This is a genomic window from Hansschlegelia beijingensis, assembly GCF_045505405.1.
GTDB classification, from domain to species: domain Bacteria; phylum Pseudomonadota; class Alphaproteobacteria; order Rhizobiales; family Methylopilaceae; genus Methylopila; species Methylopila beijingensis_A.
Genome location: NZ_JBJKEX010000010.1, coordinates 1 through 25,368, shown reverse-complemented (window position 1 = coordinate 25,368; position 25,368 = coordinate 1). Strand labels below are relative to the sequence as shown.

General features: G+C 68.5%; 31 protein-coding genes. 15 read left to right on the top strand and 16 right to left on the bottom strand.

The features are described from left to right. Window positions 1-392, top strand: a 392-nt coding sequence (locus ACIKT0_RS01585) for an ATP-binding cassette domain-containing protein (RefSeq protein ID WP_407103673.1), incomplete at its 5' end; no start/stop codon positions are given. Beyond that, complete coding sequence (locus tag ACIKT0_RS01580) at window positions 365-1,192, top strand: ABC transporter substrate-binding protein (RefSeq protein WP_407103672.1); 828 nt, start codon at window positions 365-367, stop codon at window positions 1,190-1,192. The genes ACIKT0_RS01585 and ACIKT0_RS01580, both read left to right, overlap by 28 nt. A gap of 123 nt (window positions 1,193-1,315) precedes the next feature. Here the strand turns inward: ACIKT0_RS01580 and ACIKT0_RS01575 are convergent, their stop codons facing one another. Further along, window positions 1,316-1,801 (bottom strand): cupin domain-containing protein, encoded by a 486-nt coding sequence (locus ACIKT0_RS01575; RefSeq protein WP_407103671.1) that lies wholly within the window; start codon window positions 1,799-1,801, stop codon window positions 1,316-1,318. A gap of 285 nt (window positions 1,802-2,086) precedes the next feature. Here ACIKT0_RS01575 and ACIKT0_RS01570 point away from each other — a divergent pair, with 285 nt between their 5' ends. From ACIKT0_RS01570 to ACIKT0_RS01545, 6 genes are all read left to right on the top strand, one after another. Continuing rightward, window positions 2,087-3,502: a sensor histidine kinase gene (locus tag ACIKT0_RS01570; RefSeq protein ID WP_407103670.1), complete on the top strand. Its 1,416-nt coding sequence runs from the start codon at window positions 2,087-2,089 to the stop codon at window positions 3,500-3,502. Next, window positions 3,502-4,164, top strand: a complete 663-nt coding sequence (locus ACIKT0_RS01565; protein ID WP_407103669.1) for a response regulator — start codon at window positions 3,502-3,504, stop codon at window positions 4,162-4,164. The genes ACIKT0_RS01570 and ACIKT0_RS01565 overlap by 1 nt, the downstream gene beginning before the upstream one ends. A 182-nt stretch (window positions 4,165-4,346) precedes the next feature. After that, window positions 4,347-4,592 (top strand): hypothetical protein, encoded by a 246-nt coding sequence (locus tag ACIKT0_RS01560; protein ID WP_407103668.1) that lies wholly within the window; start codon window positions 4,347-4,349, stop codon window positions 4,590-4,592. 286 nt (window positions 4,593-4,878) lie between these two features. After that, window positions 4,879-6,753, top strand: a complete 1,875-nt coding sequence (locus ACIKT0_RS01555; protein ID WP_407103667.1) for a PAS domain-containing sensor histidine kinase — start codon at window positions 4,879-4,881, stop codon at window positions 6,751-6,753. After that, on the top strand, window positions 6,719-7,381 hold the full coding sequence (locus ACIKT0_RS01550; RefSeq protein ID WP_407103666.1) for a response regulator transcription factor: 663 nt from the start codon (window positions 6,719-6,721) through the stop codon (window positions 7,379-7,381). Before ACIKT0_RS01555 ends, ACIKT0_RS01550 begins: the two co-directional genes overlap by 35 nt. 99 nt (window positions 7,382-7,480) lie before the next feature. Next, window positions 7,481-7,867 (top strand): response regulator transcription factor, encoded by a 387-nt coding sequence (locus ACIKT0_RS01545; protein ID WP_407103665.1) that lies wholly within the window; start codon window positions 7,481-7,483, stop codon window positions 7,865-7,867. A 27-nt stretch (window positions 7,868-7,894) separates the two neighbouring features. Here the strand turns inward: ACIKT0_RS01545 and ACIKT0_RS01540 are convergent, their stop codons facing one another. Then, window positions 7,895-8,227 (bottom strand): hypothetical protein, encoded by a 333-nt coding sequence (locus tag ACIKT0_RS01540; protein WP_407103664.1) that lies wholly within the window; start codon window positions 8,225-8,227, stop codon window positions 7,895-7,897. A 129-nt stretch (window positions 8,228-8,356) separates the two neighbouring features. Here ACIKT0_RS01540 and ACIKT0_RS01535 point away from each other — a divergent pair, with 129 nt between their 5' ends. Further along, window positions 8,357-8,710 (top strand): hypothetical protein, encoded by a 354-nt coding sequence (locus tag ACIKT0_RS01535; RefSeq protein ID WP_407103663.1) that lies wholly within the window; start codon window positions 8,357-8,359, stop codon window positions 8,708-8,710. A gap of 13 nt (window positions 8,711-8,723) precedes the next feature. On the opposite strand, the gene ACIKT0_RS01530 is transcribed toward ACIKT0_RS01535, so the two are convergent. After that, window positions 8,724-9,755: an ATP-dependent DNA ligase gene (locus ACIKT0_RS01530; protein WP_407103662.1), complete on the bottom strand. Its 1,032-nt coding sequence runs from the start codon at window positions 9,753-9,755 to the stop codon at window positions 8,724-8,726. A 114-nt stretch (window positions 9,756-9,869) separates the two neighbouring features. Beyond that, entirely contained in the window at window positions 9,870-10,205 is a 336-nt protein-coding gene (locus tag ACIKT0_RS01525; protein WP_407103661.1) for a hypothetical protein, read from the bottom strand. A gap of 279 nt (window positions 10,206-10,484) precedes the next feature. Between ACIKT0_RS01525 and ACIKT0_RS01520 the strand changes: the two genes are divergently transcribed. Further along, window positions 10,485-10,697, top strand: a complete 213-nt coding sequence (locus tag ACIKT0_RS01520) for a NepR family anti-sigma factor (RefSeq protein ID WP_407103660.1) — start codon at window positions 10,485-10,487, stop codon at window positions 10,695-10,697. Between the two features lie 2 nt (window positions 10,698-10,699). Here ACIKT0_RS01520 and ACIKT0_RS01515 read toward each other — a convergent pair whose 3' ends face one another. Next, window positions 10,700-11,275, bottom strand: coding sequence for a sigma-70 family RNA polymerase sigma factor (locus ACIKT0_RS01515; protein WP_407103659.1), 576 nt, complete (start codon window positions 11,273-11,275; stop codon window positions 10,700-10,702). Between the two features lie 264 nt (window positions 11,276-11,539). Between ACIKT0_RS01515 and ACIKT0_RS01510 the strand changes: the two genes are divergently transcribed. Then, on the top strand, window positions 11,540-12,304 hold the full coding sequence (locus ACIKT0_RS01510) for a PhyR family response regulator anti-anti-sigma factor (RefSeq protein ID WP_407103658.1): 765 nt from the start codon (window positions 11,540-11,542) through the stop codon (window positions 12,302-12,304). A 182-nt stretch (window positions 12,305-12,486) separates the two neighbouring features. Here the strand turns inward: ACIKT0_RS01510 and mscL are convergent, their stop codons facing one another. Further along, window positions 12,487-12,915, bottom strand: a complete 429-nt coding sequence (mscL, locus tag ACIKT0_RS01505) for a large conductance mechanosensitive channel protein MscL (protein ID WP_407103674.1) — start codon at window positions 12,913-12,915, stop codon at window positions 12,487-12,489. A 139-nt stretch (window positions 12,916-13,054) separates the two neighbouring features. Here mscL and ACIKT0_RS01500 point away from each other — a divergent pair, with 139 nt between their 5' ends. Beyond that, window positions 13,055-16,561, top strand: a complete 3,507-nt coding sequence (locus ACIKT0_RS01500; RefSeq protein WP_407103657.1) for a hybrid sensor histidine kinase/response regulator — start codon at window positions 13,055-13,057, stop codon at window positions 16,559-16,561. A 92-nt stretch (window positions 16,562-16,653) separates the two neighbouring features. On the opposite strand, the gene ACIKT0_RS01495 is transcribed toward ACIKT0_RS01500, so the two are convergent. Together ACIKT0_RS01495 and ACIKT0_RS01490 are read right to left on the bottom strand one after the other, a co-directional pair. Beyond that, window positions 16,654-17,325, bottom strand: a complete 672-nt coding sequence (locus ACIKT0_RS01495; protein ID WP_407103656.1) for a response regulator — start codon at window positions 17,323-17,325, stop codon at window positions 16,654-16,656. An 89-nt stretch (window positions 17,326-17,414) separates the two neighbouring features. After that, window positions 17,415-17,891: a secondary thiamine-phosphate synthase enzyme YjbQ gene (locus ACIKT0_RS01490; protein ID WP_407103655.1), complete on the bottom strand. Its 477-nt coding sequence runs from the start codon at window positions 17,889-17,891 to the stop codon at window positions 17,415-17,417. 80 nt (window positions 17,892-17,971) lie between these two features. Here ACIKT0_RS01490 and ACIKT0_RS01485 point away from each other — a divergent pair, with 80 nt between their 5' ends. Further along, window positions 17,972-18,931: an alpha/beta hydrolase gene (locus tag ACIKT0_RS01485; protein ID WP_407103654.1), complete on the top strand. Its 960-nt coding sequence runs from the start codon at window positions 17,972-17,974 to the stop codon at window positions 18,929-18,931. Window positions 18,932-18,945: 14 nt separating this feature from the next. Here ACIKT0_RS01485 and ACIKT0_RS01480 read toward each other — a convergent pair whose 3' ends face one another. From ACIKT0_RS01480 to ACIKT0_RS01470, 3 genes are all read right to left on the bottom strand, one after another. After that, window positions 18,946-19,158 (bottom strand): hypothetical protein, encoded by a 213-nt coding sequence (locus ACIKT0_RS01480; RefSeq protein WP_407103653.1) that lies wholly within the window; start codon window positions 19,156-19,158, stop codon window positions 18,946-18,948. A 74-nt stretch (window positions 19,159-19,232) separates the two neighbouring features. Then, window positions 19,233-20,045: a creatininase family protein gene (locus ACIKT0_RS01475; protein ID WP_407103652.1), complete on the bottom strand. Its 813-nt coding sequence runs from the start codon at window positions 20,043-20,045 to the stop codon at window positions 19,233-19,235. A 17-nt stretch (window positions 20,046-20,062) separates the two neighbouring features. Continuing rightward, a complete protein-coding gene (locus ACIKT0_RS01470) occupies window positions 20,063-20,710 on the bottom strand; it encodes a pyroglutamyl-peptidase I (protein WP_407103651.1) in 648 nt (215 codons plus the stop codon). Window positions 20,711-20,868: 158 nt separating this feature from the next. Between ACIKT0_RS01470 and ACIKT0_RS01465 the strand changes: the two genes are divergently transcribed. Beyond that, complete coding sequence (locus tag ACIKT0_RS01465) at window positions 20,869-21,351, top strand: MarR family winged helix-turn-helix transcriptional regulator (protein ID WP_407103650.1); 483 nt, start codon at window positions 20,869-20,871, stop codon at window positions 21,349-21,351. A 3-nt stretch (window positions 21,352-21,354) separates the two neighbouring features. Here ACIKT0_RS01465 and ACIKT0_RS01460 read toward each other — a convergent pair whose 3' ends face one another. The 3 genes from ACIKT0_RS01460 to ACIKT0_RS01450 all read right to left on the bottom strand — a co-directional run bounded on the left by ACIKT0_RS01460 (window position 21,355) and on the right by ACIKT0_RS01450 (window position 23,198). Continuing rightward, entirely contained in the window at window positions 21,355-22,065 is a 711-nt protein-coding gene (locus tag ACIKT0_RS01460; protein ID WP_407103649.1) for a GNAT family N-acetyltransferase, read from the bottom strand. A gap of 82 nt (window positions 22,066-22,147) precedes the next feature. Beyond that, window positions 22,148-22,546 (bottom strand): hypothetical protein, encoded by a 399-nt coding sequence (locus ACIKT0_RS01455; protein WP_407103648.1) that lies wholly within the window; start codon window positions 22,544-22,546, stop codon window positions 22,148-22,150. Between the two features lie 85 nt (window positions 22,547-22,631). Then, a complete protein-coding gene (locus tag ACIKT0_RS01450; protein ID WP_407103647.1) occupies window positions 22,632-23,198 on the bottom strand; it encodes a type 1 glutamine amidotransferase domain-containing protein in 567 nt (188 codons plus the stop codon). Window positions 23,199-23,337: 139 nt separating this feature from the next. Between ACIKT0_RS01450 and ACIKT0_RS01445 the strand changes: the two genes are divergently transcribed. Next, complete coding sequence (locus tag ACIKT0_RS01445; protein ID WP_407103646.1) at window positions 23,338-24,519, top strand: pyridoxal phosphate-dependent aminotransferase; 1,182 nt, start codon at window positions 23,338-23,340, stop codon at window positions 24,517-24,519. A gap of 33 nt (window positions 24,520-24,552) precedes the next feature. Here ACIKT0_RS01445 and ACIKT0_RS01440 read toward each other — a convergent pair whose 3' ends face one another. Beyond that, complete coding sequence (locus ACIKT0_RS01440; protein WP_407103645.1) at window positions 24,553-24,849, bottom strand: DUF2934 domain-containing protein; 297 nt, start codon at window positions 24,847-24,849, stop codon at window positions 24,553-24,555. Window positions 24,850-24,923: 74 nt separating this feature from the next. Beyond that, window positions 24,924-25,368 (bottom strand): tellurite resistance TerB family protein (locus tag ACIKT0_RS01435; protein WP_407103644.1); only part of this gene is annotated, 445 nt, incomplete at its 5' end.

The window sequence follows — 25,368 nt, the reverse complement described above, 5'->3', positions numbered from 1 at the left end:
CGCTCGACCGGCTTGGCCTTTCGGCCCGCGCCGACCATCCGGCCACGCTGCTTTCGGGCGGCGAGCAGCAGCGCCTCGCCCTCGCCCGCGCGTGGGCGATCGAGCCGGACCTCCTGCTGCTCGACGAGCCCACGGCCAATCTCGATCCGGCTGCGACCGAACTCGTCGAGGGGCTCGTCGACGAGATCAGCCGCCGCGGCGCCAAGGTCGTGCTCGTCTCGCACAATCTCGGACAGGTCATGCGGCTCGCCGGCGACGTGGTGGTGCTGTCGCGCGGCCGCGCCGTCGAACACGGGCCTACCCGCGCGGTGCTGACGTCGCCGCGATCGGCCGAAGCTCAGGCCTACATCAAGGGAGAACTGCCTTGGACATTCTTCGCCGCGGCGTCCTGACGTTCGGACTGATCGCCGCCCTCGGGTTCGGGCCGCAAATCGTCCGAGCGGAGCCGGCCTCGATCATCGTCGCCTCGACGACGTCGACCGAACAGTCCGGGCTGTTCAAGCACATCCTCCCGCTCTTCAAGGAAAAAACCGGGATCGAGGTGAAGGTGGTCGCCCTCGGCACCGGCCAGGCGCTCGACGTTGCGCGGCGCGGGGATGCGGACGTCGTTCTGGTCCATGACCGCCCGGCTGAGGAGAAGTTCCTCGCCGAGAGCTTCGCCAAGGCGCGCCACGACGTCATGTACAACGACTTCGTGCTGATCGGGCCGAAGGACGACCCCGCCGGCGTCAAGGGCCTCGACGTGCTGGAGGCCTTCCGCAAGCTCGCGGCCGCGAAGGCGCCCTTCGTCTCGCGCGGCGACCGTTCCGGCACGCACAACGCCGAACTTCGCCTCTGGAAGGGCGCCGACGTCGACCTCGCGGCCGTGCGCGGCGACTGGTACCGCGACGTCGGCCAGGGCATGGGTCCCGCGCTGAACACGGCCTCGGCCAGCAACGCCTACCTGCTGGCGGATCGCGGCACCTGGCTGTCTTTCAAGAACCGGGGCGACCTCACGATTCTGGTCGAAGGCGACAAGCGCCTCTTCAACCAGTACGGCGTCATGCTCGTGAACCCCGAAAAGCACCCGACCGTGAAGGTCAAGGAGGGCCAGGCGTTCGTCGACTGGCTGATTTCGAAAGACGGCCAGGACGCGATCGCTGCATACAAGATCGGCGGCGAGCAGTTGTTCTTCCCCAACGCCAAGAACTAGCCGGGCAGTATCCAGGCAGGCGTCAGCGCCTTCCGACGCGATCGGCGCGCCGCTCGTCGAGCGAGGCGTGGATCGCGCCGGAGAACGCGCCTCCGGCGCCGGCTGGTCATTCGGTGGGCCGCCTCAGTGGGCCTTGCTCGGATCGTCGGCGGGATTGACGTAGTTCAGGCCGAACGGCCCGGTGCCGTTCACCTGGATCACGGCGGCCTCGTCCTTGGTCCAGAGCGAGTGGGGCATAAGGGCCGGCAGATAGAGGAAGCCGCCTGTTCCGAACGCCTGACCGCGGCTCTCGACCATCGTCTCTCCCATGTCATGCACGAGGCTCCCTGACAGCAGGGTGACGGTCTCGTCGGTCGCATGCGTGTGCGGAGCGATCGTGGTCCCGGCCGGGATCCGGAGCCTCAGCGCGAACGGCCCCGGCTTTTCGGGGTCGCCCATCACGACGCTGATCTCGATGCCCTTCGGGAGGGCGGCCGGAGCGGGCTTCCACTGGACGGCGGCCGCGTCCGGAATGGCGATCATCTGCTTGTGGGCGGAGGACTCCGCCACCGCGACGCCGGACAGCGCAACAGCCACCGCGAGGGCTGCAAAACCGGTTGCTTGTCTCACAGGCTAACCCTCCAATGCTTTGGCGCTTACTCAACAGAGCGCGCACGGGGTCGTTCGGCGACCTCGCGATCGCGCGCCATGACTTCACATCATCCCGAGCTTGCGTCGCCTTTAGTCAAAGGCTCTATGATCGGGCGGCCCTATAGTGGGGGTCCGGGCCCGGCTTGGAATGGCGATCCGCACATGAACCCTTGGGCATTTTTCCTGAGACCGCCGCAGGCTCCCTGGCTGAAGGCAGCCACGACGCCGGCCGCGCACGCGGCGGCGCCGGAAGATGCCACAGGGTTGAAGCGCGCCCGGAGCCTTGACCTCAAATGGGCGCTGGTCCGACGCATCGTCATCGTCGCGCTGCTCTGCCTGGCGGCCGGCGCGATTCTGGCCGCGCACGGCGTGGCCAGCGAGGCGCGGCGGCAGAACGAGGACGCCGCGGAAGCGGTCGAAAAGCAGCTTCGGGTCCAGATCATCCGCATCACGCGGGGGCTCGATCTCGTGGAGCGGTTTCCCGACTGGGAGTCGGTCCTGAAATTCGCGCTTGGACCCGGCCAATGCGTGCGACTGCTGGGAGCCGACGGGGCGATCCGGAATGCGAGTTGCGTGGGCAGCGACGAGCGAGCCGAAAGCCCGCCGGGCTGGTTCGTGGACGCCTACAGGGCGCTGTTCTTCGACCAGTCGATCGCCGAGCGCCGGCTTGTCCATCGCGGCCAGTCCTGGGGCGTGATCCGCGCCACGATCGACCCGGCGACAGTCGCGGGCCGCGCCTGGACGGAGCTGACGCGGACGCTCGGCCTGTGGGTCACGATGATCGGCGCATTGTGCTTGCTCGTATACTTCGTGGTCGACCACGCGCTGCGGCCGACGACCGAAATCCTCGCCGGCATCAGCCGCCTGGCGAACGGCGACTTGTCGAGCCGGCTGCCCGCCTTCCGCCTCTATGAGCTTCAGCGGGTCGCGACGGTGTTCAACGACCTCGCGCGAAAGCTTCAGGCGACGACGTCGGACCGCGCCGAACTCGCCCGCAGATTGGTCGACGCGCAGGAGCGCGAGCGCCGGCTCATCGCCCGCGAACTGCACGACGACATCGCGCAGCGGCTGACGGCGCTGAGCTGCATGGCGGCGTCGATCGGAAAGACGGTCGCGGCGACGACCCCCGAGGCGTCGAGAGAAAGCGGCGAACTGGTCGCGCTGGCCTCGAGCGCCATGCGGTCGCTGCGCGAGACGCTCGCCAATCTCCGCCCCCCGGAGATCGACGACCTCGGCCTGCTCGCAAGCCTTCGGGAACTGGTCGCCGGCCAGGCCCGGCTGGCGGCTGGGCGCACGCGTTTCACATTCCAGGCTGAAGGCCGGTTCGAGAACGTCCCGGCGGAGGCGGCCGCTCACATCTACAGGATCGTGCAGGAAGGCCTGAACAACGCCACCCGCCACGCCGCCGCCGAGAACGTCGAGGTCCTCTTGCGCGAAGGCCCGGAAACGTCCTCCTCTGCAGGAGAACGCTCGCGGTCCATCGAGCTGCGGATCACGGACGACGGACAGGGCCTGCGTCGCCCTCCCTCGTCCGATCCGCTGACGGGCGCCGGCCTCATCGGCATGCGCGAACGGGTCTACGCGCTCGGTGGCGATTTCACCGCCGGCCAGCGGCCCGAAGGCGGCTTCGAATTGCGGGCAAGCTTTTCCGTCCGCCTCGATCAGCGGGAGGAAGCCTGATGAGCGGCTCGATCAGGGTGATGCTGGTCGATGACCACGCCGTCGTGCGCGAAGGCTACCGGCGGCTGCTGGAGAAGGAGGACGGCATCGACGTCGTCGCGGACGCAGGCGACGGCGCCGCCGCCTATCGCCTCTACAAGGAGAGCACGCCGGACGTCGTCGTCATGGACATCAGCATGCCCGGCCGCGGCGGCATCGACGTGATCCGGCAGATCCGCCAGTGGGACCCGCATGCGCGCATCCTCGTGTTCAGCATGCACGCCAATTCGAGCTACGCCCTGCAGGCGTTCCGGGCGGGCGCCAGGGGCTACATGACGAAGAGCAGCGCGCCGGATTTGCTGGCCGGCGCGGTGAGGAGCGTCGCCCGAAACCGGACGGCTCTGTGTCCGGAGATCTCGGCCGCGCTCGCCGCGACCCGGCTGGAGGAGGAGGCGTCCGCGCTCGAGCGGCTGTCGCCGCGAGAGTTCGAGGTGCTGCGGATGCTGCTCGACGCGAAGTCGACGGAAGAAATAGCGGGCGCCCTAAATCTCACTGCCAAGACTGTCGCGAACTACCATTACGCCGTGAAGACGAAGCTCGGCGTCTCGTCGGACATTGACCTTGTCTATTACTGCATGCGCAACGGCGTGGTGTCGCCGCTGGCCGAGACCGGACCCAGGTGAAGGGCCGTTCCCGCCCTCTCGGGCGCCCCGAGCTCGAGAGCGACAAGCCGGAAAGCGCCCCTCATACAAGGGTATGAAGCTGCGATCTCATTGTTCAATAAAAAGATTGCCGCGAAAATACAAATATGTCTCCAGCAGACGCCGCGGTTGGCGCCTCAAAACAAAGATAATGGAGACGTACAATGAAGACCATGATGATCGCCGCCGCGTTGGCCAGCCTCGTTTCCACCGCCGCGTTCGCCGAACCCTCCGCGGAGGATTGGTCCCGCATTCACTCGCAGCGTCCGGCGGCCTCCATGAGCCACAGCCCCAAGGCGGCCGAGCACGTCGCTCCGGTGCGGCTCAAGAAGATGATCCGGACGGGCGACCAGGGCCAGTCGCATCAGTACGATCCGACGACCTGGGACGCCGACGAGAACAATGGTTGACGTCACCCGGACCCGGCCCGCAGCTCGCGCGGACCGGGTCCCGGCTGACCGCCGAGTATCTGCGGCCAACAAGATCCTCGATCCGGGCGATCGGGACGTAGATTCCACTGTCTCTTTCTCAAGCATCAGGCGACATTCGAGGCTCGCTGCGAGGAGCATGGGCCAATGCTGGCGCTCGGCTGAGCGCGGCGAAGTAATCGGGGGCGCAGGATTGTCGGCGACAAGCACGATGGAGCGCGCGACGCCGCGGCTTGGTCAACCGGCGGCCCTTCGGGCGCTAGCCGGCGTGTTGACCCTCGGGGTGTTCCTTGTCGACGTCCTGACGCCCCTCGAGGGCGCGGTCGCCGTCCTCTATGTCATCGTCATCCTGATCGCGGCGAGGATCTCGCTGCCGGATCTTCTGGCCGCCTCCGCGGCGAGCGTGGTCCTGACGGCGCTCGCCTATGTCGTCATGCATGGCTTCGGTCACGTCGGCTCTCCCACCTTGCGGGTGCTGGCCAGCTTCTCGGCGATCGGGATCGCGACCCTCCTCGCCATCCAGAACCGGAAGGCGACGGCGAGGCTTCGCGAGCAGGCGCGGCTGCTCGACCTTTCGCACGACATGATCTTCGTCCGCGACGCGCAGGGCGTGATCAGGTTCTGGAACAGCGGCGCCGAGAATTGCTACGGCTGGACCTCAGAGGAAGCCGTCGGCAGGGTCGCCGACGATCTGCTCGCGACGGAGTATCCGACCAGCCGCGACGAGATCGAGGCGGAGTTGCTTCGCACAGGGCGCTGGGAGGGAATGCTGCGTCAGCGCACCCGGAGCGGCGCGACCCTCATCGTCGAAAGCCGCTGGGTCCTGCAGCGCAGCGGCCCGGGCCAGCCGGGCCGGGTGCTCGAGACCCACCGTGACGTCACCGAGCGCGAAGCCTCGCACATGGCGCTGGCCCAGAGCGAACGCCGTTTCCGGCGGATCTTCGACGCCAGCCGGGTCGGCCTGCTGCAGGAGGACTGGTCGGCGCTCCGCGCGGAATTGCGGCGCCGCATCGCGGACGGCGAGACCGACCTCCCGGGCCAGATCGAACGCGATCCTGAGTTCGTGAAGCGCGCCAAAGCATTGGTGACGATCACCGACGTCAATGCGGCGTTCCTCGAGATCGCCGGGGCCGACAGCCCTGCCCGCTTCGCGGGATCGCTCGACACTGTCTTGAGCGAGGCTGACCAGACCTTCGCGGCGTCCCTTGCCGCGTTCTGTCGCGGCGACAGGTTCTTCGAGGGCGAGACCGAGATCCGCGCCGCGGACGGACGCCGTGTGCCGGCCATCTTCGGACTGACCTTCCCGGACGCTGACGAGAGCATGGATGGCGAGGTCCTCGCCTTCGTGGTCGACGTGACCGAGCGCAACAACGCCCAGCACGCGCTGATGGCCGCCCAGGCGGAGCTCGCCCACGCGGCCCGCGTCGCCACGCTTGGCGAACTGACCGCCTCGATAACCCACGAGGTCAACCAGCCGCTCGCGGCGATCGTGACCAATGGAGAGGCGGCGCTCCGCTGGCTTCGGCGCAAGGAGCCGGACCTGGAAGAGGTCTCCACTGCGCTCGTCCGCGCCATCGACGAGGGCAAGCGCGCCAGCGCGATCGTCGGCCGCATCAGGTCATTCCTGAAGAAGGGGCCGATAAGGCGCGATCTGCTCGATGTTCCCGAGCTGGTCCAGGACGCGATGCTCCTGGTCGAGCGGCAGCTCATGACCTCGGGCGTGACGCTCCGCCTGGCGATCGACCCTAAGCTTCCGGCGATCGTCGGGGACCGGGTGCAACTGCAGCAGGTGCTCGTGAATCTCGCCGTGAACGGCGCGCAGGCTATGCTCGGAACCGGCGGCGGCAGCCTTTCCGTGGAGGCGTCCGCCGAGGGCCCCGACCAGATCCGGATCAGCGTCGAGGACAGCGGCCCCGGCATCTCGCCGGAAGATGTCGCAAGACTGTTCGAGCCGTTCTTCACGACCAAGCAGGATGGCATGGGCATGGGCCTTGCGATCTGCCGATCGACGGTCGAAGCTCACGGCGGTCAACTCTCGGTCGAGAGCGAGCCGGGCGAAGGCGCCCGCTTCACGTTCACGCTCCCGGCCGCCCCCATAGAGTCTCAAGATGATCCGGCACGGCAGCAGCGGCTCGAAGGATGAGCGTCCGGCGAAGCCGGTCGTTCTGGTGGTAGACGACGACGCCGGGGTGCGTGACGCGCTCGGCAGCCTGTTCCGCTCGGTGGGGCTCGACGCGGAGCTGTTCGGATCGCCCGCCGACCTTCTGCGCCGCCCGGTGCCCGAGAACCCGAGCTGCATCGTCCTCGACGTGCGGCTCCCGGGCGTGAGCGGGCTCGACTTCCAGCAACAGCTCGCGGCCTCGGGCGTCGATCTTCCGGTGATCTTCATGACCGGCCATGGCGACATCCCGATGTCCGTGCGCGCCATGAAGGCCGGCGCGATCGACTTCCTGGCGAAGCCGTTCAGGGACCAGGACATGCTGGACGCCGTCATGAGCGCGATCGAACGCGATGCGCGGCGACGGCGCGAACAGGCGGCGGAAGCGGATCTGAAGTCGCTCTACGCCAGCCTGACGGCCCGCGAACGCGAGGTGATGGGGTACGTCACCTCAGGCCTCATGAACAAGCAGGTGGCGGGCGAACTCGGCCTCAGCGAGATCACCGTGAAGATCCACCGCGGCAACGCCATGCGGAAAATGAAGGCGAAGTCTCTGGCCGAATTGGTCCGGATGGCGGAGGCGCTCGGCCTCTCCCGGCCGCAGTCTTCGTAAGGCACACTAGTGTATGATTCCCGGCCCGATTGGACGCGCCTAGGCTCAAACCCTAACTGAGTACCTTATGCTGCATCCCCAAGGATGCGAGAGGATGTTATGGCCGAGGCGCCGACCATCGCGATCGTCGACGACGACGACGGCGTTCGCGCCTCGCTCGCCAGTCTCGTGAGATCGCTGGGCTACCATGCCCGGACCTACTGCTCCGGGGACGACTTCCTCGCTCATGGGCCGGGAGACGAGCCCGACTGCATGATCACCGACGTCCAGATGCCTGTGATGACCGGCGACAAGCTGCAGGAAGTCCTGGTCTCGAGCGGACGCCGCTTCCCGATCATCTTCATGACCGCGTTTCCGACCGAAGACGTGCGCCGGAGGGTGATGGCGAACGGCGCCCATTGCTTCCTCAGCAAGCCTTCCGATGGCGCCACGATCATTCGCTGCATCGAGGACGCCCTTGGCCGGTCGGGCGAGCCTCGCCCCTGAGGTCGCGGCCGAAGCCGCGGCTCGGGGCTACCAGCGCGGCCCGTCGTAGCGCGTGATCTCTTCCTTGACGAACGGCCGGTCACGGCGGGCATGGCGCCAGCCGTGGTGGCGCGGAAACTCCTCGACATAGGTGCGCCGGACCACCACGGGCGGAGGCCGCCGCACGATCACCCGCTCCTCGACCGGCTCCTCCTCCTCGATGGTGACGCTGCGCCAGGCCGGCTCCTCGACCACGGTCTCGCGCTCGACGGGCGCGCGCTCATAGCTGTGACGCTCATAGTAGCTCTCGGGAACATCGGCGGCGAAGGCGGGCCCTGCGGCCATTCCGGAGAGAAGCGAAAGCGCGATCAGACGACGCATGACCAGAACCTCGATTGCCCCGTCCAGAGATTGGCCCCTCAAGCTTGGCCGGATCATGGCGAACGATCTCCGGAACGGGCGCGGCGCCTCGTCTGTTGTTCCCGGGACAGAAAGATCAGGAGGCGCCTCATGGCACGATTGGATCGCGACCCGCCCGAGCCCACGAGCCGATACGCGAACACGTCGCAGACCGACCCGGGCGATCGCGCCATTCTGGAGTCCGCCACCGGGCGCGTCGCTCCGGATGACGACGATCAGTCCGAGATCGAGAGCGTCCGAGAAGACGAGATCCGCGAGAAGAGCGGCGGCGGCGAGCCGGCGAGCGACCGGACGAACTTCCGTACCTCCGGCTCCGGCGCGATCGAGACCGAGGACGGGCTCGACGAGATCGAGGAGTCCGTGCGCCACGCCGCCGAGGATGTTGGGGATAAGGACCCCACCGACCGCGACGGTCCGGTGTTCGACATGGCCGAGCAAATCTAGCCCGTCCGGGCCGTCACCCGGGAGCGATCTGCTCCATGCGGCACTGGCCGGGCGATTTGTCCGGCCGCCACCGCAGCAGCTTGGTCCCGTGCCGGAACCGGTCGCCGGTGACGTGATCGAAGCGCACCTCGACGACAAGCTCCGGTCTGAGCGGCTCCCATTCGGCGCTTCGTTCGGTGCTCCAGCGGCTGGGGCCGCCCGGCGCGCGCCCCGTGAAGCCCGGCGGTTCGCGCAGCGCCTCCAGTCGCCCGGTCAATTCCGGCCGTTCGGCATTGGAGATCGTCGAGGTGAAGCCGACATGATCCAGCCGCCCCTCGGCGTCATAGAGCCCAAGCAACAGCGAGCCGACGAGTGGCCCCGCGCTTTCGTAGCGGAAGCCGCCGACGACGCAGTCCGCGGTGCGCAGGCGCTTGACCTTCACCATCGCCCGCTCGCCGGGCGCATAAGGCCCATCGAGGCGCTTGGCCACGACCCCATCGGTCGCGCCATGGCCGGCGTCGGCGAGCCACCGCTCCGCCTCGTCGGGGTCGTCGGTGAACCTCGACAGGGTGACGTCCGGCGTCTTCAGGAACAGGCTCGCGAACCGTTCGAGCTGGACCCGGCGTTTCTCGAGCGGCTCCGCGAGAAGAGCCCCGCCGTCCGGGGAAGCCAGCATGTCGAACAGGATCAGCCGCGCGGGCGTCGCGGCGGAAAGTTTGCGGATCCGGCTCTCGGCCGGATGCAGGCGCATCTGAACCGCATCGAACGACAGACGGCCGTCGATCTCGATGACCAGCTCTCCATCGAGCACGAAGCGGTCGGCTTTGAGGCCGCGCAGGAACTGAACGACTTCGGGGAAGTAGCGGCCGAGCGGCTTGCCGGATTTCGCCCTGAGCTCGACCTCGTCGCCGGCCTTGAAGGCGAGGCAGCGGAAGCCGTCCCATTTCGGCTCGTATCGCCAGCCCTCGCCTTTCGGCAGCGCTTCCGCGGCGCGCGCCTCCATCGGAGGCGTCGTCAACGGAACGCCGAATTGCTCTTCCGGGGGAGCCGCAGGCGCGAGGGTCATCCCTGCGTTCTCGCGCAGGCAGCCGCCGTTTCAAGGACGGCGGCGCCGCTCCGTCGCGGGAACGACCGCCATACGACGTGAAGAAGCCGAAGAGGTGTAGCGTCCGGGCCGGAGCTACCAGTCCGCGTCGAGAGCGCGGTAGGACGCCAGAACCTCCGGCTCCTCCGGGCTCGTCAGATCCGGCGCCAGAGGCGGGTCGATGCGGAGCGCGAGCGACGGCTCCATCACGTCGAAATCGACCCGCGCGCCCTCGATCCGGTTCAGGCGGATCAGCAGCCTGCCGAAATGGCCGCTGTCGATGGCCGCGGTCTGACAGGCCCCGCAGGCTGCAAGCGTCTCGCCGCGGGCGAGCAGGTAACCGGAGGCGTAGCTGCGCCTCGAGGCGGCGTCGCGCCGCACCGAAATCGAGTAGTCGACCGCTCCGGCCTCTTCGCCGTCGCAGATCAACACAGCCTTGTCCGCACAGACCGTTTCTAGCATCGAACGATGGAACCTGTTGCGCGCGGAACGCGAGAAAGCGGAACATAGCGTCTCCACGTTGGAACGCTAGATGGTGGGGGCTCTCTGGCGATTGACGCAGCGCAAGCGCGGGCGCAGGAACATTCTGGCGCTGTGGCGCTTCATGCGTTCATTCGGGGCCAGCCGGACGCCCGCCAGCGGGCCGATGCGACAGTCGAATGACGGCGGACAGCGCCGACTACCGAGGGGCTCTCGGTTGAAGAGATGACCATGATGCAAGGCGACGAGACCGAGGACGACCGCATCGCCCGCCAGCGCGCCCTGGGAGCGGAGTTGAAGCGGGTCTTCGGCAGCGTGGTCGAGGAGCGGCTGCCCGAGCGGCTTCAGGACCTGGCTGCGCGCCTGGAGTCGATGCTCGCTCAACAGCCGTCGGAGGACGAAGAGGCGCCCGCGCCGCAACCTCGCGAGACGTCGGCCGACTGACGTCAGATTTCGTCGGCGGTGGTGGCGTCGAGCAGCGTCGCCAGCCTGGCGCGCGCCCGGTTCAGCCGGCTCTTCACCGTACCGATCGGACAGCCGCAGACTTCGGCGCACTCTTCGTAGCTGAGGCCCAGCGCGCCGATCAGGATGAGCGCCTCCCTCTGCTCCTCAGGCAGCTTCTCCACCGCGGACCGCAGGGCGGAGGTCGCTGGCAGCCAGGCCTGCGAAGCGGCGGCCCCGACATCCTCCGGCGCGGTCTCCGACATCATGTTTCGTTCGCGGCTTCGCCGCTTCGACAAGGAGATGTGGGTGTTGCGCAGGATGGTGAAGAGCCAGGCCTTGAGGTTCGTGCCGGGAGCGAACTGATGGATGTTCGCCAGCGCGCGAACCAGCGTTTCCTGCACGAGATCGTCTGCCTCGGTCACGTCGCGCGTCATGGACCGGCCGAACGCGCGCAGCGCGGGGATCAGATCCGTCACCGACCGCGCGAGATCGGACCTGGCGTCGCGCGACGGCGCTGACGCCTCCCGCGCCTGCTCGTCCGCGTTGGGAGGCTCCGTCGCCGCCGGATTGTCCGTCACTCTTGGCACCTACGCCGGTGTCTCCGGGGCCGCGCGAGACTGGCGGCGAGCCTCGGTGGCTCCCGAGGCGGTGGCGGAACGGATTTGCGCGCGCTTTGTTCCCGGCTCGGAGATTCCGGGGGTAGTCGGGCGCCCACTTCCATGCGAATGTGCAGGCCTGCGAGCGCTCCGCCAACGGCGACGTGACGCGCTCCGGGCGACCAGCAAACAATGCGTTGATTCATGGCTGGTCTCCAGGCCCAAGAGGAGCGTCGGCCAATGGACATGGGCGAGTTGACGCGGCAATTGCCGTACCTTCGACGTCATGCGCGGATGCTGCTCGGGCGGCAGGATCACGCCGATCTGCTGATCGAGGAGGCGCTGCGCGAACTCCTGACGACGGGCGACAGCTTCGCGATCCGCCGCGACCCGCGGCGCGAGCTTCTCAAGGCGTTATATGCAGCGCTGCACGATCTGGGGCTGCCCGGTCCGGCGGGGTCTTCTTCCGCCGAGTTCCGCCAGCCGGCGGACGCCCGACTGCAAAATCTGCCGCTGCCGCAGCGATCGGTGCTGCTGCTGCTCGCGGTCGAGCGGCTGAGCGTCGCCGACGCCAGCCAGGTCACGCGGTTGAGCGGAAGCGATGTTCTCCGGCTGGCGCACGAGGCTCAGAGCGACGTGGAGCGCACGCTCGAGACCGACATTCTCATCATCGAAGATGAGTGGGCGATCGCGCGGGATCTCCGCCGCATCGTCAGCGACCTCGGCCACCGTGTGACCGGCGTCGCCGCCAGCCGCGAACAGGCGCTCGAGCTCGCCGCCCGTGACGCTCCCGGTCTGGTTCTGGCCGACCTGAACCTCGCCGACGGCGATTCCGGGGTTGATGCGGTCCGCGAGATCTTCCGGGATCGCCCGACGCCGGCGATCTTCGTGACCGCCTTCCCGGAGCGCCTGCTGGCGCGCGCGCGGCCGGAGCCGATCTACCTGATCACCAAGCCGTTCTCGCCTGAGATGATCAAGTCGACCGTCAGCCAGGCGCTGTTCTTCGCCTAACCCGGGCGTTCAAGCGGAGACGCCCCAGGCGCCGCCCGCGCTGAGGCGCAGACAATCCAACGCCTACGCTCGCCCGCCGCGGGTCGACGGCCGAGCCCTCATGGGGCCCGCCATATCGTCCGCGGTTGGCGGATTGCGCCGCGGACGCTGGCGGGTCGTCGGCAGGACAAGCCCGCCAGCGGTCAGACCCGCGCCGAGGCGCCCGCCAGTATGTCTCGGATCTCGCTCAGCAGCTTGACGTCCTCGGGCTTCTCCGGCGCCGACGCGGGCTTGGCCTCTTCCTTCCGCTTCATCCGGTTAATGCCCTTGATCAGCAGGAACAGGATGAACGCGACGATCAGGAAGTTGAGCGTCACCGTGAGAAACTCGCCATAGGCCAGCACAGCGCCCTGTTTCTTCGCTTCAGCCAGCGAGGAGGCGGTGACGGCGGGGGAAAGCTTGAGAAAATAGTTCGAGAAATCCAGTCCGCCGATCACCGCGCCGACGATCGGCATGAAGATGTCGCCGACGAGACTCTCAACGATCCTTCCGAACGCCGCGCCGATAATGACGCCGACCGCCAGGTCGACGACGTTGCCCTTCATGGCGAATTCTTTGAATTCCTGGACCATCGACATTGTGCCGTTCTCCTCCTCGGCCGATGACAAGCCGGGCACTCCCCCGCTAGAGGTTATTGACGCCGCGATGGGCTCGACAAGGCTCCGGTCTTGATCGGCTTTTTAACGCGCTGATCGTTTAGGAGCGTTTGTCTTGCAGGCCTGGATCGTGACCGCGATCGCCCTCATCTACCTGGGCGGGCTGCTGGCGCTCGCGGCTTACGCCGATCGCAAGCGCCCGCTGTGGATGACCGGCCGGGTCAGACCGTGGGTCTACGTGCTCGGCCTCGGCGTCTATTGGACCTCCTGGGGCTTCTATGGCGCCGTCGGTTTCGCGGCGACGAACGGCTGGAGCTTCCTGGGGCTGTCCCTTGGCCCGGCGCTTGCGCTCCTGCTGCTCGGGCCGCTGATCCGCCGCGTGATCAGGGTCGCGCGCGCCAACAACATCACGTCCGTGGCTGACTTCGTCGGGGCGCGCTACGGCAAGAGCGGACTTGTCGCCGGCGCGGTGGCCGTCACGGCCCTGCTCGGCGTCACGCCTTACATGGCGCTCCAGCTCAAGGCGGTCGCCCTGTCGTTCGCGCTCCTGACCGGATCGGAAGCGACCGGCGGGCTCGACCCGGCGCTCGCGGCCGCGGCGGTCCTCGCCCTGATCGCGATGCTGCTCGGGGCGCGCAAGGTGGCCGCCACGGAACACCAGGACGGGCTGATGCTCGCAGTGGCGACCGAGTCCGTCGTGAAGCTCGCCGCACTCCTGGCCATCGGCGTCTTCGTCGTCTTCGCCCTCCATGACGGCGTGGCGGATCTGGTCGAGGAGGCGCAGGCGGCCGGCGCCGCGGGTCTCCTCGCGCAGCCGCCGGACCTCCTGCAGATCCTGTCGCTGACGTTTCTGTCGCTCATGGTGTTCCTGCTTCTGCCGAGGCAGTTCCATGTCACGGTGGTCGAGAACCGCAGCGAGGACGAGCTGCGCCGCGCGACCTGGGCGTTTCCGCTCTACCTTCTCGCCTTCAACCTGTTCATCGCGCCGATCGCGCTTGCCGGCCTGCTCGCCTTCCCGCCGGCCGCCGGCGTGGCGCCCGACGCCTTAGTGCTCGCCCTGCCCCTGGAGAAGGGCGCGGCATGGCTCGCGACCATCGCCTTCCTCGGCGGACTTTCGGCCGCGAGCGCGATGGTGGTCGTGGAGTCGGTCGCGGTCGCGATCATGATCTCCAACGATCTCGCCATGCCGATCCTGCTGCGCCGGTCCGCCGCGCGGCGACGGAGCATGACGGAGCAACTGCTCACGCTGAGGCGGCTTGCGATCGTGGCCGTGATGCTGGCCGCCTACCTTCTGCACCGCTGGACGAGCGGAGCGCAGCTCTCGGCGATCGGCCTCGTCGCCCTTGCGGCAATCGCGCAGTTCGCTCCCGCGTTCTTCGGCGGCCTGTTCTGGCGTCGCGCGACTGGCCGGGGAGCGGCGGCGGGCGTCGCGGCCGGCGTCGCGGTCTGGAGTTGGACGCTCGTCCTGCCGGCCCTGGCGACGCGGCTGCCGACGCTGCAGGGAGTGGTCGCGGACGGCCCCTGGGGCCTCGCCTGGCTTCGCCCCGAGAGCCTCTTCGGCGTCTCGTTCGGCGATCCGCTGGCGCACGGCCTCGTCATGAGCCTAGGCGCGAACCTGCTCGCCTTCCTGGCCTTCTCGCTGACGCGCGCCGCGACGCCGATCGAGCGGCAGCAAGCCACCCTGTTCTGTGACGAGCCTGCTCCACGCATCGTCGAGGATGCGGACCTGCCGCTGCGGCGGCCGCTGCGGGCGCGCGCGACCGTCGGGGAGCTGATGCAGACCCTGTCCCGCTATCTGGGGCCGGAACGGGTCGAGACCGCTTTCCGCGGCTTTGCGATCGCGCGCAACGCCGAACTCGAGCCGAACGCCGCGGTCGACCTGCAGACGCTTCGCTTTTCCGAGCATCTGCTCGCCTCCGCGATCGGCCCCGCGTCGTCGCGCCTCGTGCTGTCCATGCTGCTGACCCGGCGCAACCTGACCACGCAGGCCGCCCTCAAGCTGCTCGACGAAGCTTCCGCGGCCATGCAGACCAGCCGCGACGTGCTCCAGAATGCGCTCGACCACGCGCGGCAGGGCGTCACGGCGATCGACCGGGACATGAAGCTCGTGTGCTGGAACCGCGAGTTCCGCGAGCTGTTCGACCTGCCCGAAGGGATGCTGCATCTCGGCGTCGGCCTCGAGGACATCTTCCGGTTCAACGCCGCGCGCGGCCTCTATGGGCCGGTCAACGCCGACGAGTTCATCGCTGACCGGCTCGAGCGGTTCGTGGTGAAGCTCGAGACGCTGAGGACACGCCTGCATCCCTCGGGCCGCGTCATCGAGATCCGTTCGGCCCGCATGCCGGACGGCGGCGTGGTGACCACCTATACGGACATCACCGAAACGGTCGCGGTGCAGGAAGCGCTGGAGCGCGCGAACGAGACGCTGGAGCGGCGCGTGCGCGAGCGGACGCGCGAGCTGACGCGCCTCAACCAGGAGCTCGCCCGCGCCAAGACGGAGGCCGACGAGGCCAACATCTCGAAGACGCGGTTCCTGGCGGCCGCGAGCCACGACATCCTGCAGCCGCTCAACGCCGCGCGGTTGTTCGCGACCAGTCTCGTCGAGCGCGCCGAGGCGGAAAGCGATCAGGCGCGGCTGGCGAGGAACGTGGACTCATCGCTCGATGCGGTAGAGGAGATCCTCTCCACGCTGCTCGACATCTCGCGCCTCGACACCGGCGCGATGAAGCCCGAGCTGTCGAACTTCAGGCTCGACGAGATCGTCTCCCAGCTCGCGCGCGAATTCGCGCCGGTGGCGGCCGAGAAGGGCCTGAAGCTCAAGGTGCTGCCCACGAGCCTGACCGTGCGGTCCGACCGGCGGCTGCTGCGGCGCGTGCTGCAGAACCTCGTGTCCAACGCGATCAAGTATACGCCGAAGGGGCGGGTCATCGTCGGCTGCAGGCGGCTGCGGGGCCGGGTCAGGATCGAGATCTGGGACACCGGCCTCGGGATCGCCTCGGGCCAGCAGCGGCTGGTGTTCCGCGAGTTCAAGCGGCTCGAGCAGGGCGCGAAGGTGGCGCCCGGCATCGGCCTCGGCCTGTCGATCGTCGAGCGCATCGCCCGCGTCCTCGAGCATCCGATCACCCTGCGCTCGCAGCCCGGCCGCGGCTCGGTGTTCGCGCTTGAGCTGCCGACCGCGGCGGCCATGCCCGTGGTGGCTTCACTGGAAGTGCTGCCGGCGCACCGCGCCTCGGCCCTCAAGGGTCTGGCGATCCTCGTGATCGACAACGAGCCCGCGATCCTCGACGGCATGAAGACATTGCTGGAGAGCTGGGGCTGCACGGCCGTCACCGCCTCCAGCGAGAGGGAGGCCGAACAGGCGATCGTCAAGAGCAAGCTGACGCCCGACGTGATCCTTGCCGATTACCATCTCGATGAGGCCGACGGCCTCGAGGCGATCGTCAAACTGAGATGGAAGCTCGGCGCCCCGATCCCGGCCGCGCTGATCACGGCGGATCGCTCGCCGGGCCTACGGGAGAAGGCGGCCTCCAAGGATCTTCAGATCCTGCCGAAGCCGGTTCGACCGGCGGCGCTGAGGGCGCTGCTCGCGAAGGCGCTGACGAGGCGCGCGGCCGCAGAATAGAGCGCGACGCGTCGCCGCCGGGACTGGTCAGAGGCTGGCTGGCGGCGACGCAGGCCTCGCCGCCAGTCTCTATCGGGATCAGGCCCGAAGTCTCAGCCCGGCATCCGCTCCGGCCACTGGCCGGCCTCGATCTTCGAGGCCGCGATGACCGCCTGGGTGCGGCTCTCGACCCCGAGCTTGGCGAGGATCGCCGAGACATGCGCCTTCACGGTCGCCTCGGAGACGCTGAGCTCGTACGCGATCTGCTTGTTGAGCAGACCCTGGCTCAGCATCATCAGGACGCGGACCTGCTGCGGCGTGAGCGTGCCGAGCCGTGCGGCGAGCTTCGCAGCCTCATCGTCGCCGGCGGCGCCGAGATCGACGTCCGGCGGCGTCCACTCGTCGCCCTTGAGGACGGCGCGGACGGCCTCGCGCATCTTCTCCACTTCGAGCGTCTTGGGGATGAAGCCCGACGCGCCGAACTCCATGCAGCGGCGGATGACCTTGGGGTCCTCGTTGGCCGAGACCACCACGACCGGGACCGCCGGATACTGGGCGCGCAGGTACATCAGGCCCGAGAAGCCGCTGACGCCCGGCATGTTGAGGTCGAGCAGCACGAGATCGAACGACGGGTCGGCTTCGAGCGCCTTGGAGGCCTCGTCGAAGGAGCCGGCCTCCGTGATCTCGGCCGCGCCGCCGGACATGGCCTCGCGGAGGGCGCCGCGAAACAGCGGGTGATCGTCGGCGATCAGGAGACGGTAGGAATCGTCATCGGAGGTCGTCATGTCGGCTTCATAGTCCTTCGCGCCTGCAAAATCGATGCGTTACAACGCCTCCTCTCACAATACCTCAAAGCTCGTTGCGAATTTACCGCTCAGGCGCGCGCGCCGATAAAATGGACGGCGATTTCGCGGGAATGCGGCCGGTCGCGATGCTCGATCAGGAAGATCGCCTGCCACACGCCCAGCGCCATCCGCCCGTCGATCACCGGGACCGCCACGGAAACGCCGGTGAGCATCGCCTTCACATGCGCCGGCATGTCGTCGGGACCTTCGAGATCGTGCCGCCAGCCGGCGTCGCGCGGCGCGAGCTTTTCAAGGGCGTCGACGAGATCGTCCCGCACCTCGGGGCTGGCGTTCTCCTGGACCGTCAGCGAGCAGGAGGTGTGCCGCACGAAGACGGTCACGAGACCGTCGCCTGCGCCGGCCTGTTCGAGCGCCGAGGCGACCGCCGCCGTGATGTCCACGAGCCCGATCCCGCGCGTATGGACCGTCAGGCGCGCGAGCGCCTGATGCCAGGCCTCGCCGACGCGGATCTCCTCGACCGCGGCTCTTTCTGACTGACGCCTCATGGAGCGAACATGACGCGCCGCGCGCTTGCGGCGAAGCCCCCGGTCGCGTTTTCTCGTTTCTGTGCCCGGGGAGAACCGAGATGTCGCGAGCGCTCACGATCGACCCGGCCTGGTTCGCGCCGGACGCGGCCCCGGAAGGAACGCGCGAGCATGCCCGGACGCTGATCGCGCAAGCCAGGGAGGCGCCTGACACCTGGGCGCTCGGACCGACTGCGGTGCGGGAGCGCCGCAGGCAGGGTCTCACGGCCTTCGTGATCGACCCGAAGAGCGCCCGCGCGCAGGCGCTGACGATCGAGGGACCGGCGGGTCCGATCCCTCTGCGCGTGATCGCGCCGGAGCGGCCGACCGCAGTCTATCTCCATATCCACAGCGGCGGATGGACGCTCGGGTCGAACGACCAGGACGACCCGCGGCTGGAGCGGCTGGCGACCGAACTCGGCTTCGCGTGCATTTCGGTCGAATACCGGCTCGCGCCCGAGCATCCCTATCCGGCCGGTCCCGACGATTGCGAAGCGGCCGCGCTCTGGGTCGCGCGCGAGGGGGCGCGCCGGTTCGGCGTGGACAGGCTGCTGATCGGCGGGGAATCGGCCGGCGCGCATCTCGCTGTCGTGACGCTGCTGCGGCTGCGCGACCGGCACGGCCTCACGCCGTTCGCCGCCGCCAACCTGACGGCCGGAAGTTATGACCTCGGCCTGACGCCGAGCGCGCGGCGCGCGAAGGAGAAATTCGTCCTCAACGGACGCGACATCAGGATGTTCGTGGCGAACTACCTGCAGAACGGCGAGGATCCGCGCGATCCCGACATATCGCCGCTCTATGCCGATCTCGCGGGGCTGCCGCCTGCGATCTTCACTGTCGGAACGCGAGACCCGCTGGTCGACGACACGCTGTTCATGGCCGCGCGCTGGGCTGCCGCCGGCGACGAGGCGGAGCTCTCGGTGTGGCCGGGCTCGGGCCATGTCCACACTTCGCTGCCGGAGCCGAACGCCGCGCCCGCCTTCGAAAGGGTCATGCGGTTCCTGAGCAGCGGATCGGGCTGACGCGGCAGCCGCGCTCAGTGGTTGCCGGAGACGACGCTAAGCAGGACCTTCGCGACCTCTGCCGTGACGCGCTTGCGGTACTTGCGATGAACCAGCTGACCGTTGTGATAGACGTCCTGCTCGACGTAGAGCGTCACGCCGTCCCAGCGCAGAATGTTGTCGCTCTCGGTCGTCTCGATGACCTTGAGGCCCTCGATCAGCCGCTCATCGCGCTGCGCATCAGGCATTCCGTTCCCCGTCCTTCATTGTTCGTCCCGCATCGTGTGCCGGGGGCCGCCAATTGTCGACCCGGCGGGGCGCTTCACGAGCCGAGCGGCCCGCCGGCGAGGCGCTCGAGCGGGAAGCGCCGGACATCCTCAAGCAGTTCGACGAAGGCGCGCGCTCCGAAGTCGGCGGCCGCCTCGCCGGCCTCCCGGGTCGCCCCGGCGGCGTCGCCGATCGCGCCCGAAGCGTTCAGGTCCTGCGACATCCAGCCGAATCCGGCGGGCGAGCCGGCCCTCAGATGGCTGAACTCGCGCTCCATCTCGTAGGTCGCCGAACGGAAGTGCTCCGCCTTCTCCATCCGCGGCAGATCGGGCCGGAAGGCCAGCATCAGCGAGGTCTCGATCGCGCCGCCATGAATGCCGTGGCGCACCTCCTGCGGGGAGAAAAGACCGTGGGGATAGCCGAAGCGCTGCCAGCTCACGGTCACGGCGAGCATGCCGTGATCCACGCGCAGCGACCGGGAGACGACGTCGAGCAGCGGCGAGTTCCCGCCGTGGCTGTTGAGAAAGATGAGTCGCCGGACGCCTGCGCGGGCGACGGATGCGCCAATCTCGGTCCATGCGCGGATGACGGTCTCGGGCGACAGCGTCAGCGTCCCGGGGAAAGCAAGATGCTCGGCCGAGGCTCCGACCGTCTGCATCGGCAGGAACGTCACCGGCATCTCGTCCGGGATCAGCGCCGCGGCGCGGGCGAGATAGCCCTCCCCGATCATGGCGTCGACGCCGACCGGCAGATGCGGCCCGTGCTGCTCCACCGCCGCCACCGGCAGGACCGCGATCCATGAAGCGACGTCCGGATCGGCGAAGTCTTCCGTGGTCATCTCCACCCAGCGGCGGCGCGGGCACGGCATCGATGGGCTTCCTTCGCTCAGACGGCTGCTTCGCGGGTATGGCGCAGAATGGCCCGCGCCGCACGCATCATGTCGTCGAGCGGGATCGAGGCGGGCGCGTCCTGCGCCGCCGGAACGCCGGCTGCGATCTGCTCGGGAAGCAGCGGCAGATGCAGGAAGGTCGCGACGAAGGGGCGCTCGGGGGCCTGCTCGGCCGCCCGGAGCGCCAGGTAGAGCATCTGGTTGCAGAGATGCGCGCCGGCCCGATCGGAAAGTTCGGCCCGGACGCCCTCGGCCCGCGCCGCGGAAATCGCGCCATCCAAATCCGGCCAGGTCGAAAGCCGCTGCTCCGGTCCTCCCGGATCGATGGGCCCGATCGGCCCGAGCCGACCGGCGGCGTCCGGAACCCTCAGGTCGATCAGATTGCGCGCCACGCGTTCGAGGCAGATCGCGTCCCGGCCGCCGGCCTGTCCCATCAGCAGGACGTGCGTGGGGCGGGCGACCTGCAGCGCGCGCGCCAGGGCCGGCGGCGCGGCCTCTACATCCACCGGTAGCAGCTCGAGAGCGACCGGGGCAGCCCAGATCTCCTCAAGTCCCGCGCGCTCCGCCGCAAGCGCCGACAGAAGAATCTCGCTGCAGTTCGGGCCGCCCATAAAACGCCCGAAACCTGTAATTAGCAGGCTCATGACGCAGCGCCAACTTGTTCCGAAATGATCCAGCGCCTCGCCGCCAGGATTTCATAGCCGGCGCACAATACCGATTTCGTTTTTTCAAGCAACAAATCGCCGGGAATAACCTTACACTCTCTGGACGCTGTCTTTGCAGGCGGCGAGGTGTTCATCCGATGAAAAGTCCTTACGCGAAAACGGTCGGCTACGAATTGCTGCACGCCGCCCGCCTCCACCGCGCCCGCAGCGCCCAGCTTCTGGGGGAGTTGGGGCTGTTCCCCGGCCAGGAGCAAGTGCTCACGCTTCTGACGGACGAGGATGGCCGAACCATGAGCGACCTCGCCGCTCAACTCAGGGTTAGGCCGCCGACAGCGTCGAAAACCATCGCCCGGCTCGCGGCGCACGGGCTGGTGGAGCGAAGAACCAGCGACGGCGACGCGCGGGTCGTCCGCGTGGGGCTGACCGAGGAGGGCCGCCGTCGGGCGGAGGCCGTCTTCGCGCTCTGGGAGACGCTGGAAGAGGAAGCGGTCGCGAATTTCGACCCGAAGGATCGCAGAAGGCTTCGGAAGTTGCTCCGACGGCTCGGACGCAACGTCTCGGCCAATCTCCGGGGCCGCCCAGCCGAAGAGGAAGCCGAGGACGAACTCCCGGAGGAATGATCCTCAGCCGCCCCCGATCAGATCTTGCAGCCGACGCTTCTGCCGGCCGGCGGCGTCGAAATTCTCCGGGTCGAGCCATGCTTCCATCCCCGCCTTGATGGAGGGCCAGTCGTCCTCGGTCATCGCGAACCACGCGGTGTCGCGGCTCCGGCCCTTGATGATCATGTGCTTGCGAAAGACGCCTTCGAAGCGGAACCCCAGTCTTTCGGCCGCAGCGCGCGAGGGGGCGTTCAGCGCGTCGCATTTCCACTCGTAGCGGCGGAAGCCGAGCGAGAAGGCGTGGTCGGCCATCAGATACATGGCCTCTGTGGCCGCAGCGGTGCGGGCGAGCGCAGGCGAAAACAGGATCGATCCGACCTCGACGCTACGGTGAGCGGGCTCCACGCGCATGAAGGTCGCGCGGCCGAGCGTCCGGGCGGAGGTCGCGTCCCGGATCGCGAGCGTGGCGTTGTCGGAGGAAGCCGCGGCCGCGCGCAGCGCCTCGGCCATCTCGGCCTCGCTGTCATAGGGGCCGTCGAACAGATAGGCGAACAGCCGCTCCTTCTCGGAACCGTGCGTCGCGGCGTAGAGGTCGGCCGCGTCCTTCTCCGGCTCCAGCGGACCGAGCGTCACATGACGGCCGGTCAGAACGACCGGGCGCGGCCGGACAGGCGTGGGGCCGCCGACCAGGAGGCCTCTGGGGGGAGACAGGGCGGGGTCGATCTCGGCGGTCATGGGCGTTTTCGCTGCGGACGGGTCGCCGCCTTTCCTGAGGCATCGCCGCGTCAGGGACCAATGACTTTTCGTGACCGGCGCCTCAAAGGCGCATCATGGGTGACCATCCCGTCGCGCGCTCAAAGCGCGTGACCGACCTCTCCTTGCCCTCGGCCGGGAAGGCGATCCAGGCGCCGCCGTCCGCCGGGCAGCCGGCCAGCACGCTGACGCCGAAGAACTCCTTGTCGCCGCTCGCGTTGGTCCCGCTCTTCGCGATGATCGCCTTCAGCCTTTTGCCGACATGATCCTGCGCGATCGCGACGGCCCGCTTGCGGATCTCCGCTGCCTGCCGAGGGGAGCAGCGATCGACCTGCGGATGAAGCACCACCCGGACCCGCACGTTCGAAGCGCCCACCCGGGTGGCCTCCTCGAACGATTTCGGAGCGGCGGCCGCCGGGAACGCGGACAGAACCAGCACCGCCACAGCCACCACGATCCTCACCGCGCTCTCCTATTCTGACGCCCCGCACACGGGAAAGCGGCGGGCCGCCGCCCGCCGCTTCCGATCCATCGCCGAGGCGGCTCATTCAGGCGGCGCGCTGCCCCGCGTGCCGGCCCTCCGCGAATTCCTCGATCATCTTGGCGTTGAACGCCGGGATATCGTCGGGCTTGCGACTTGTCACGAGCCCCTGGTCTACGACCACCGGCTCGTCCGACACGACCGCGCCGGCGTTCTTGAGGTCGATCTGGATCGCCTCGAACCCGGTCATCTTGCGGCCCTTCACCACCCCGGCCGTGATCAGCAGCTGGGGGCCATGGCAGATGGCCGCCACCGGCTTGCCGGCTTCGAAGAACGCGCTGGCGAAGGCGACAGCCTTCGGGTCCCGGCGAAGCGTGTCGGGGTTGAACAGCCCGCCCGGGATCAGCAGTCCGTCAAAGGCCGCCGGATCGGCGGACGACAGCTCCTGGTCGACCGTCACGTCGTCGCCGGGCTTGTCATGCTTGAAGCCCTTGATGGAGCCGGACTTCGGGCTGACGACGGCGACCGTGGCTCCCGCGTCCTTCAGAGCCTTCATGGGCTCGGTGAGCTCCACCTGCTCGAACCCGTCCGTTGCAAGAATCGCAATTTTGCGGCCGTCGAGGCGATTAGCCATGACATCCTCCTTGAATTCGCGCTGATTGGCGTGGAGCGTCGAGGGGCGTTCGGACGCCCCAGCGCGTTACCGCTCTCGTCTACCCAACACGCTCGGCGCGGGGATCGTTCCCCGACCCGCGCGGACCGCGGAGAAGACCATGCTGACGACTGTCGACGCCTTCGGCCGCATCGGCGAGGAGAACGCCTTCGCCGTCCTGGCGCGCGCCACCAAGCTCGCCTCCGAGGGACGGGACATCATCAATCTCGGCATCGGGCAACCGGATTTCCCAACTCCGCCGCACATCGTCGAGGCCGCCATCAAGGCGCTGAAGGACGGCCACCACGGCTACACTCCCTCGACCGGCATCCTGCCTTTGCGGGAAGCGGTGGCGAAGGACGTCCAGCGCCGCTACGGCGTCGACGTCGATCCGGACCTCGTGATGATCGTTCCCGGCGGCAAGGTGACGATGTACGCGGCGATCCGGCTGTTCGGCGAGCCCGGCGCGGACATCCTCTACCCGGATCCGGGCTTTCCCATCTACCGCTCGATGATCGAGCACACCGGCGCGAACCCGATTCCGGTGCCGATCCGCGAGGAGAACGGCTTCGCCTTCTCGGCCGAGGAGACGCTCTCGCTGATCACTCCTGACACGCGCCTGCTGATCCTGAACTCGCCCGCCAATCCGACCGGCGGCGTCACGCCGGCGAGCGAGATCGACAAGCTGGTCGAGGGTCTCGCGCGCTTCCCGAACGTGGCCGTGATGTCCGACGAGATCTACGACCAGCTGATCTTCGACGGCCTCGAGCACCGCACCCTGCTGGCCTACCCGGAGATCCGCGACCGGCTCATCGTGCTGAACGGGTGGTCCAAGACCTATGCGATGACCGGATGGCGGCTCGGCTGGTCGATCTGGCCGAAAGAGCTCTACGACGACGTCCGGAAGCTCGCCGTCAACGCCTGGTCCTGCGTGAACGCGGCCGCGCAATATGCCGGCGTCGCGGCCCTCGAGGGACCGCAGGACGCGGTCGTGCGCATGCGGGAGGAGTTCGACAGGCGCCGCAAGCTCGTCACCGACGGCCTGAACGCGCTGCCGGGCGTGCGCGCCGCGACGCCGAAGGGCGCGTTCTACGCCTTCCCGAACGTCACCGAGACCGGCTGGAAGGCGAAGCCTCTGGCCTCCGCCCTTCTCGACGACGCCGGCGTCGCGGTGATCGGCGGGCCGGACTTCGGAGTGCTCGGAGAGGGCTACATCCGCCTGTCCTACGCGAACTCGGCGGAGAACATCTCGCGGGCCCTGGACCGCATGCAGCAGTTCCTCTCCGACCGGAAGGCGCCCTAGCGGCTCCGGACCAGCCGGAGCCGCCGCCCCGCGCTACTCGCGGGGGCGCGGGGTCTGGAGGCGGTCGCCCTGGTCGGTCTCGAGGCCCGGGAACTCCCCCAGGTTCTCCTGGATGCTGGCTTCCTCGATGTACTGGCCGCGCTCCGCCGGGGTCACGACCCCGTCGGCGAGCGGGTTCGGCTCGAGCCCTGCCTCAGGATTGGATTCGAGGGCCGCGAGTTCACGAGCGCGCTCGAGGTAGTCGTCCTCGCGCCCTTCGGGGCTGCCCGCGGCCTCCCACAGTTTCCGGGCACGCTCGCGGATTTTCGGAGTGATGGGGGTCTCGGACATCTCGATCTCGCAGCTTGTGTGGCGGCTCCGGCTGACGCCGGAGCCTCAACGCCATAACGCTCGAGCGAGCGAAACTACGCCGCCGAGACGCCAGATTGTTTCGCTTGCGCGGCGGTCGCCTCGAGGTGAGCGACGAGCGGCGCCCCGAGGCCGAGCTTGTCCGCGAAGGTCTTCAGGAACGCCTGCTCGGCGGGCGAGTCGGCGTCGATCGTAAGCCGAGCCGCGAGCCACACTTCCGAGGCGATCTGCGGGCCGCGGGCCTCGGCCGCGATGCCGTCGAGGTCGTCCGGCCGCCCGAGCTGCTCCAGCAGGAAGGCCTGCTCGTCCGCGGCCGAGCCGGACGCCTGGAGACCCTGCCGGATCTTCGAGATCTCTTCGCCGTCGATCCGGCCATCGGCGCGCGCCGCTGCGATCATCGCGCGGACCAGCAGCAGGCCGAGCGTCTGTTCCTCGTTGGCGGTCGAGGGCGCGAAAGGCGTCTCGGCCGGCGGCGGCGCGATCTGCACCGGCCCGGCTTCC

Coding starts and splice junctions, on each gene's coding strand:
- ACIKT0_RS01565 (WP_407103669.1), top strand. CDS start 3,502: ATGAGCGGCTCGATCAGGGTGATGCTGGTCGATGACCACGCCGTCGTG.
- ACIKT0_RS01560 (WP_407103668.1), top strand. CDS start 4,347: ATGAAGACCATGATGATCGCCGCCGCGTTGGCCAGCCTCGTTTCCACC.
- ACIKT0_RS01550 (WP_407103666.1), top strand. CDS start 6,719: ATGATCCGGCACGGCAGCAGCGGCTCGAAGGATGAGCGTCCGGCGAAG.
- ACIKT0_RS01545 (WP_407103665.1), top strand. CDS start 7,481: ATGGCCGAGGCGCCGACCATCGCGATCGTCGACGACGACGACGGCGTT.
- ACIKT0_RS01540 (WP_407103664.1), bottom strand. CDS start 8,227: ATGCGTCGTCTGATCGCGCTTTCGCTTCTCTCCGGAATGGCCGCAGGG.
- ACIKT0_RS01535 (WP_407103663.1), top strand. CDS start 8,357: ATGGCACGATTGGATCGCGACCCGCCCGAGCCCACGAGCCGATACGCG.
- ACIKT0_RS01530 (WP_407103662.1), bottom strand. CDS start 9,755: ATGACCCTCGCGCCTGCGGCTCCCCCGGAAGAGCAATTCGGCGTTCCG.
- ACIKT0_RS01520 (WP_407103660.1), top strand. CDS start 10,485: ATGATGCAAGGCGACGAGACCGAGGACGACCGCATCGCCCGCCAGCGC.
- ACIKT0_RS01510 (WP_407103658.1), top strand. CDS start 11,540: ATGGGCGAGTTGACGCGGCAATTGCCGTACCTTCGACGTCATGCGCGG.
- mscL (WP_407103674.1), bottom strand. CDS start 12,915: ATGGTCCAGGAATTCAAAGAATTCGCCATGAAGGGCAACGTCGTCGAC.
- ACIKT0_RS01495 (WP_407103656.1), bottom strand. CDS start 17,325: ATGACGACCTCCGATGACGATTCCTACCGTCTCCTGATCGCCGACGAT.
- ACIKT0_RS01490 (WP_407103655.1), bottom strand. CDS start 17,891: ATGAGGCGTCAGTCAGAAAGAGCCGCGGTCGAGGAGATCCGCGTCGGC.
- ACIKT0_RS01485 (WP_407103654.1), top strand. CDS start 17,972: ATGTCGCGAGCGCTCACGATCGACCCGGCCTGGTTCGCGCCGGACGCG.
- ACIKT0_RS01480 (WP_407103653.1), bottom strand. CDS start 19,158: ATGCCTGATGCGCAGCGCGATGAGCGGCTGATCGAGGGCCTCAAGGTC.
- ACIKT0_RS01475 (WP_407103652.1), bottom strand. CDS start 20,045: ATGCCGTGCCCGCGCCGCCGCTGGGTGGAGATGACCACGGAAGACTTC.
- ACIKT0_RS01470 (WP_407103651.1), bottom strand. CDS start 20,710: ATGAGCCTGCTAATTACAGGTTTCGGGCGTTTTATGGGCGGCCCGAAC.
- ACIKT0_RS01465 (WP_407103650.1), top strand. CDS start 20,869: ATGAAAAGTCCTTACGCGAAAACGGTCGGCTACGAATTGCTGCACGCC.
- ACIKT0_RS01460 (WP_407103649.1), bottom strand. CDS start 22,065: ATGACCGCCGAGATCGACCCCGCCCTGTCTCCCCCCAGAGGCCTCCTG.
- ACIKT0_RS01450 (WP_407103647.1), bottom strand. CDS start 23,198: ATGGCTAATCGCCTCGACGGCCGCAAAATTGCGATTCTTGCAACGGAC.
- ACIKT0_RS01445 (WP_407103646.1), top strand. CDS start 23,338: ATGCTGACGACTGTCGACGCCTTCGGCCGCATCGGCGAGGAGAACGCC.
- ACIKT0_RS01440 (WP_407103645.1), bottom strand. CDS start 24,849: ATGTCCGAGACCCCCATCACTCCGAAAATCCGCGAGCGTGCCCGGAAA.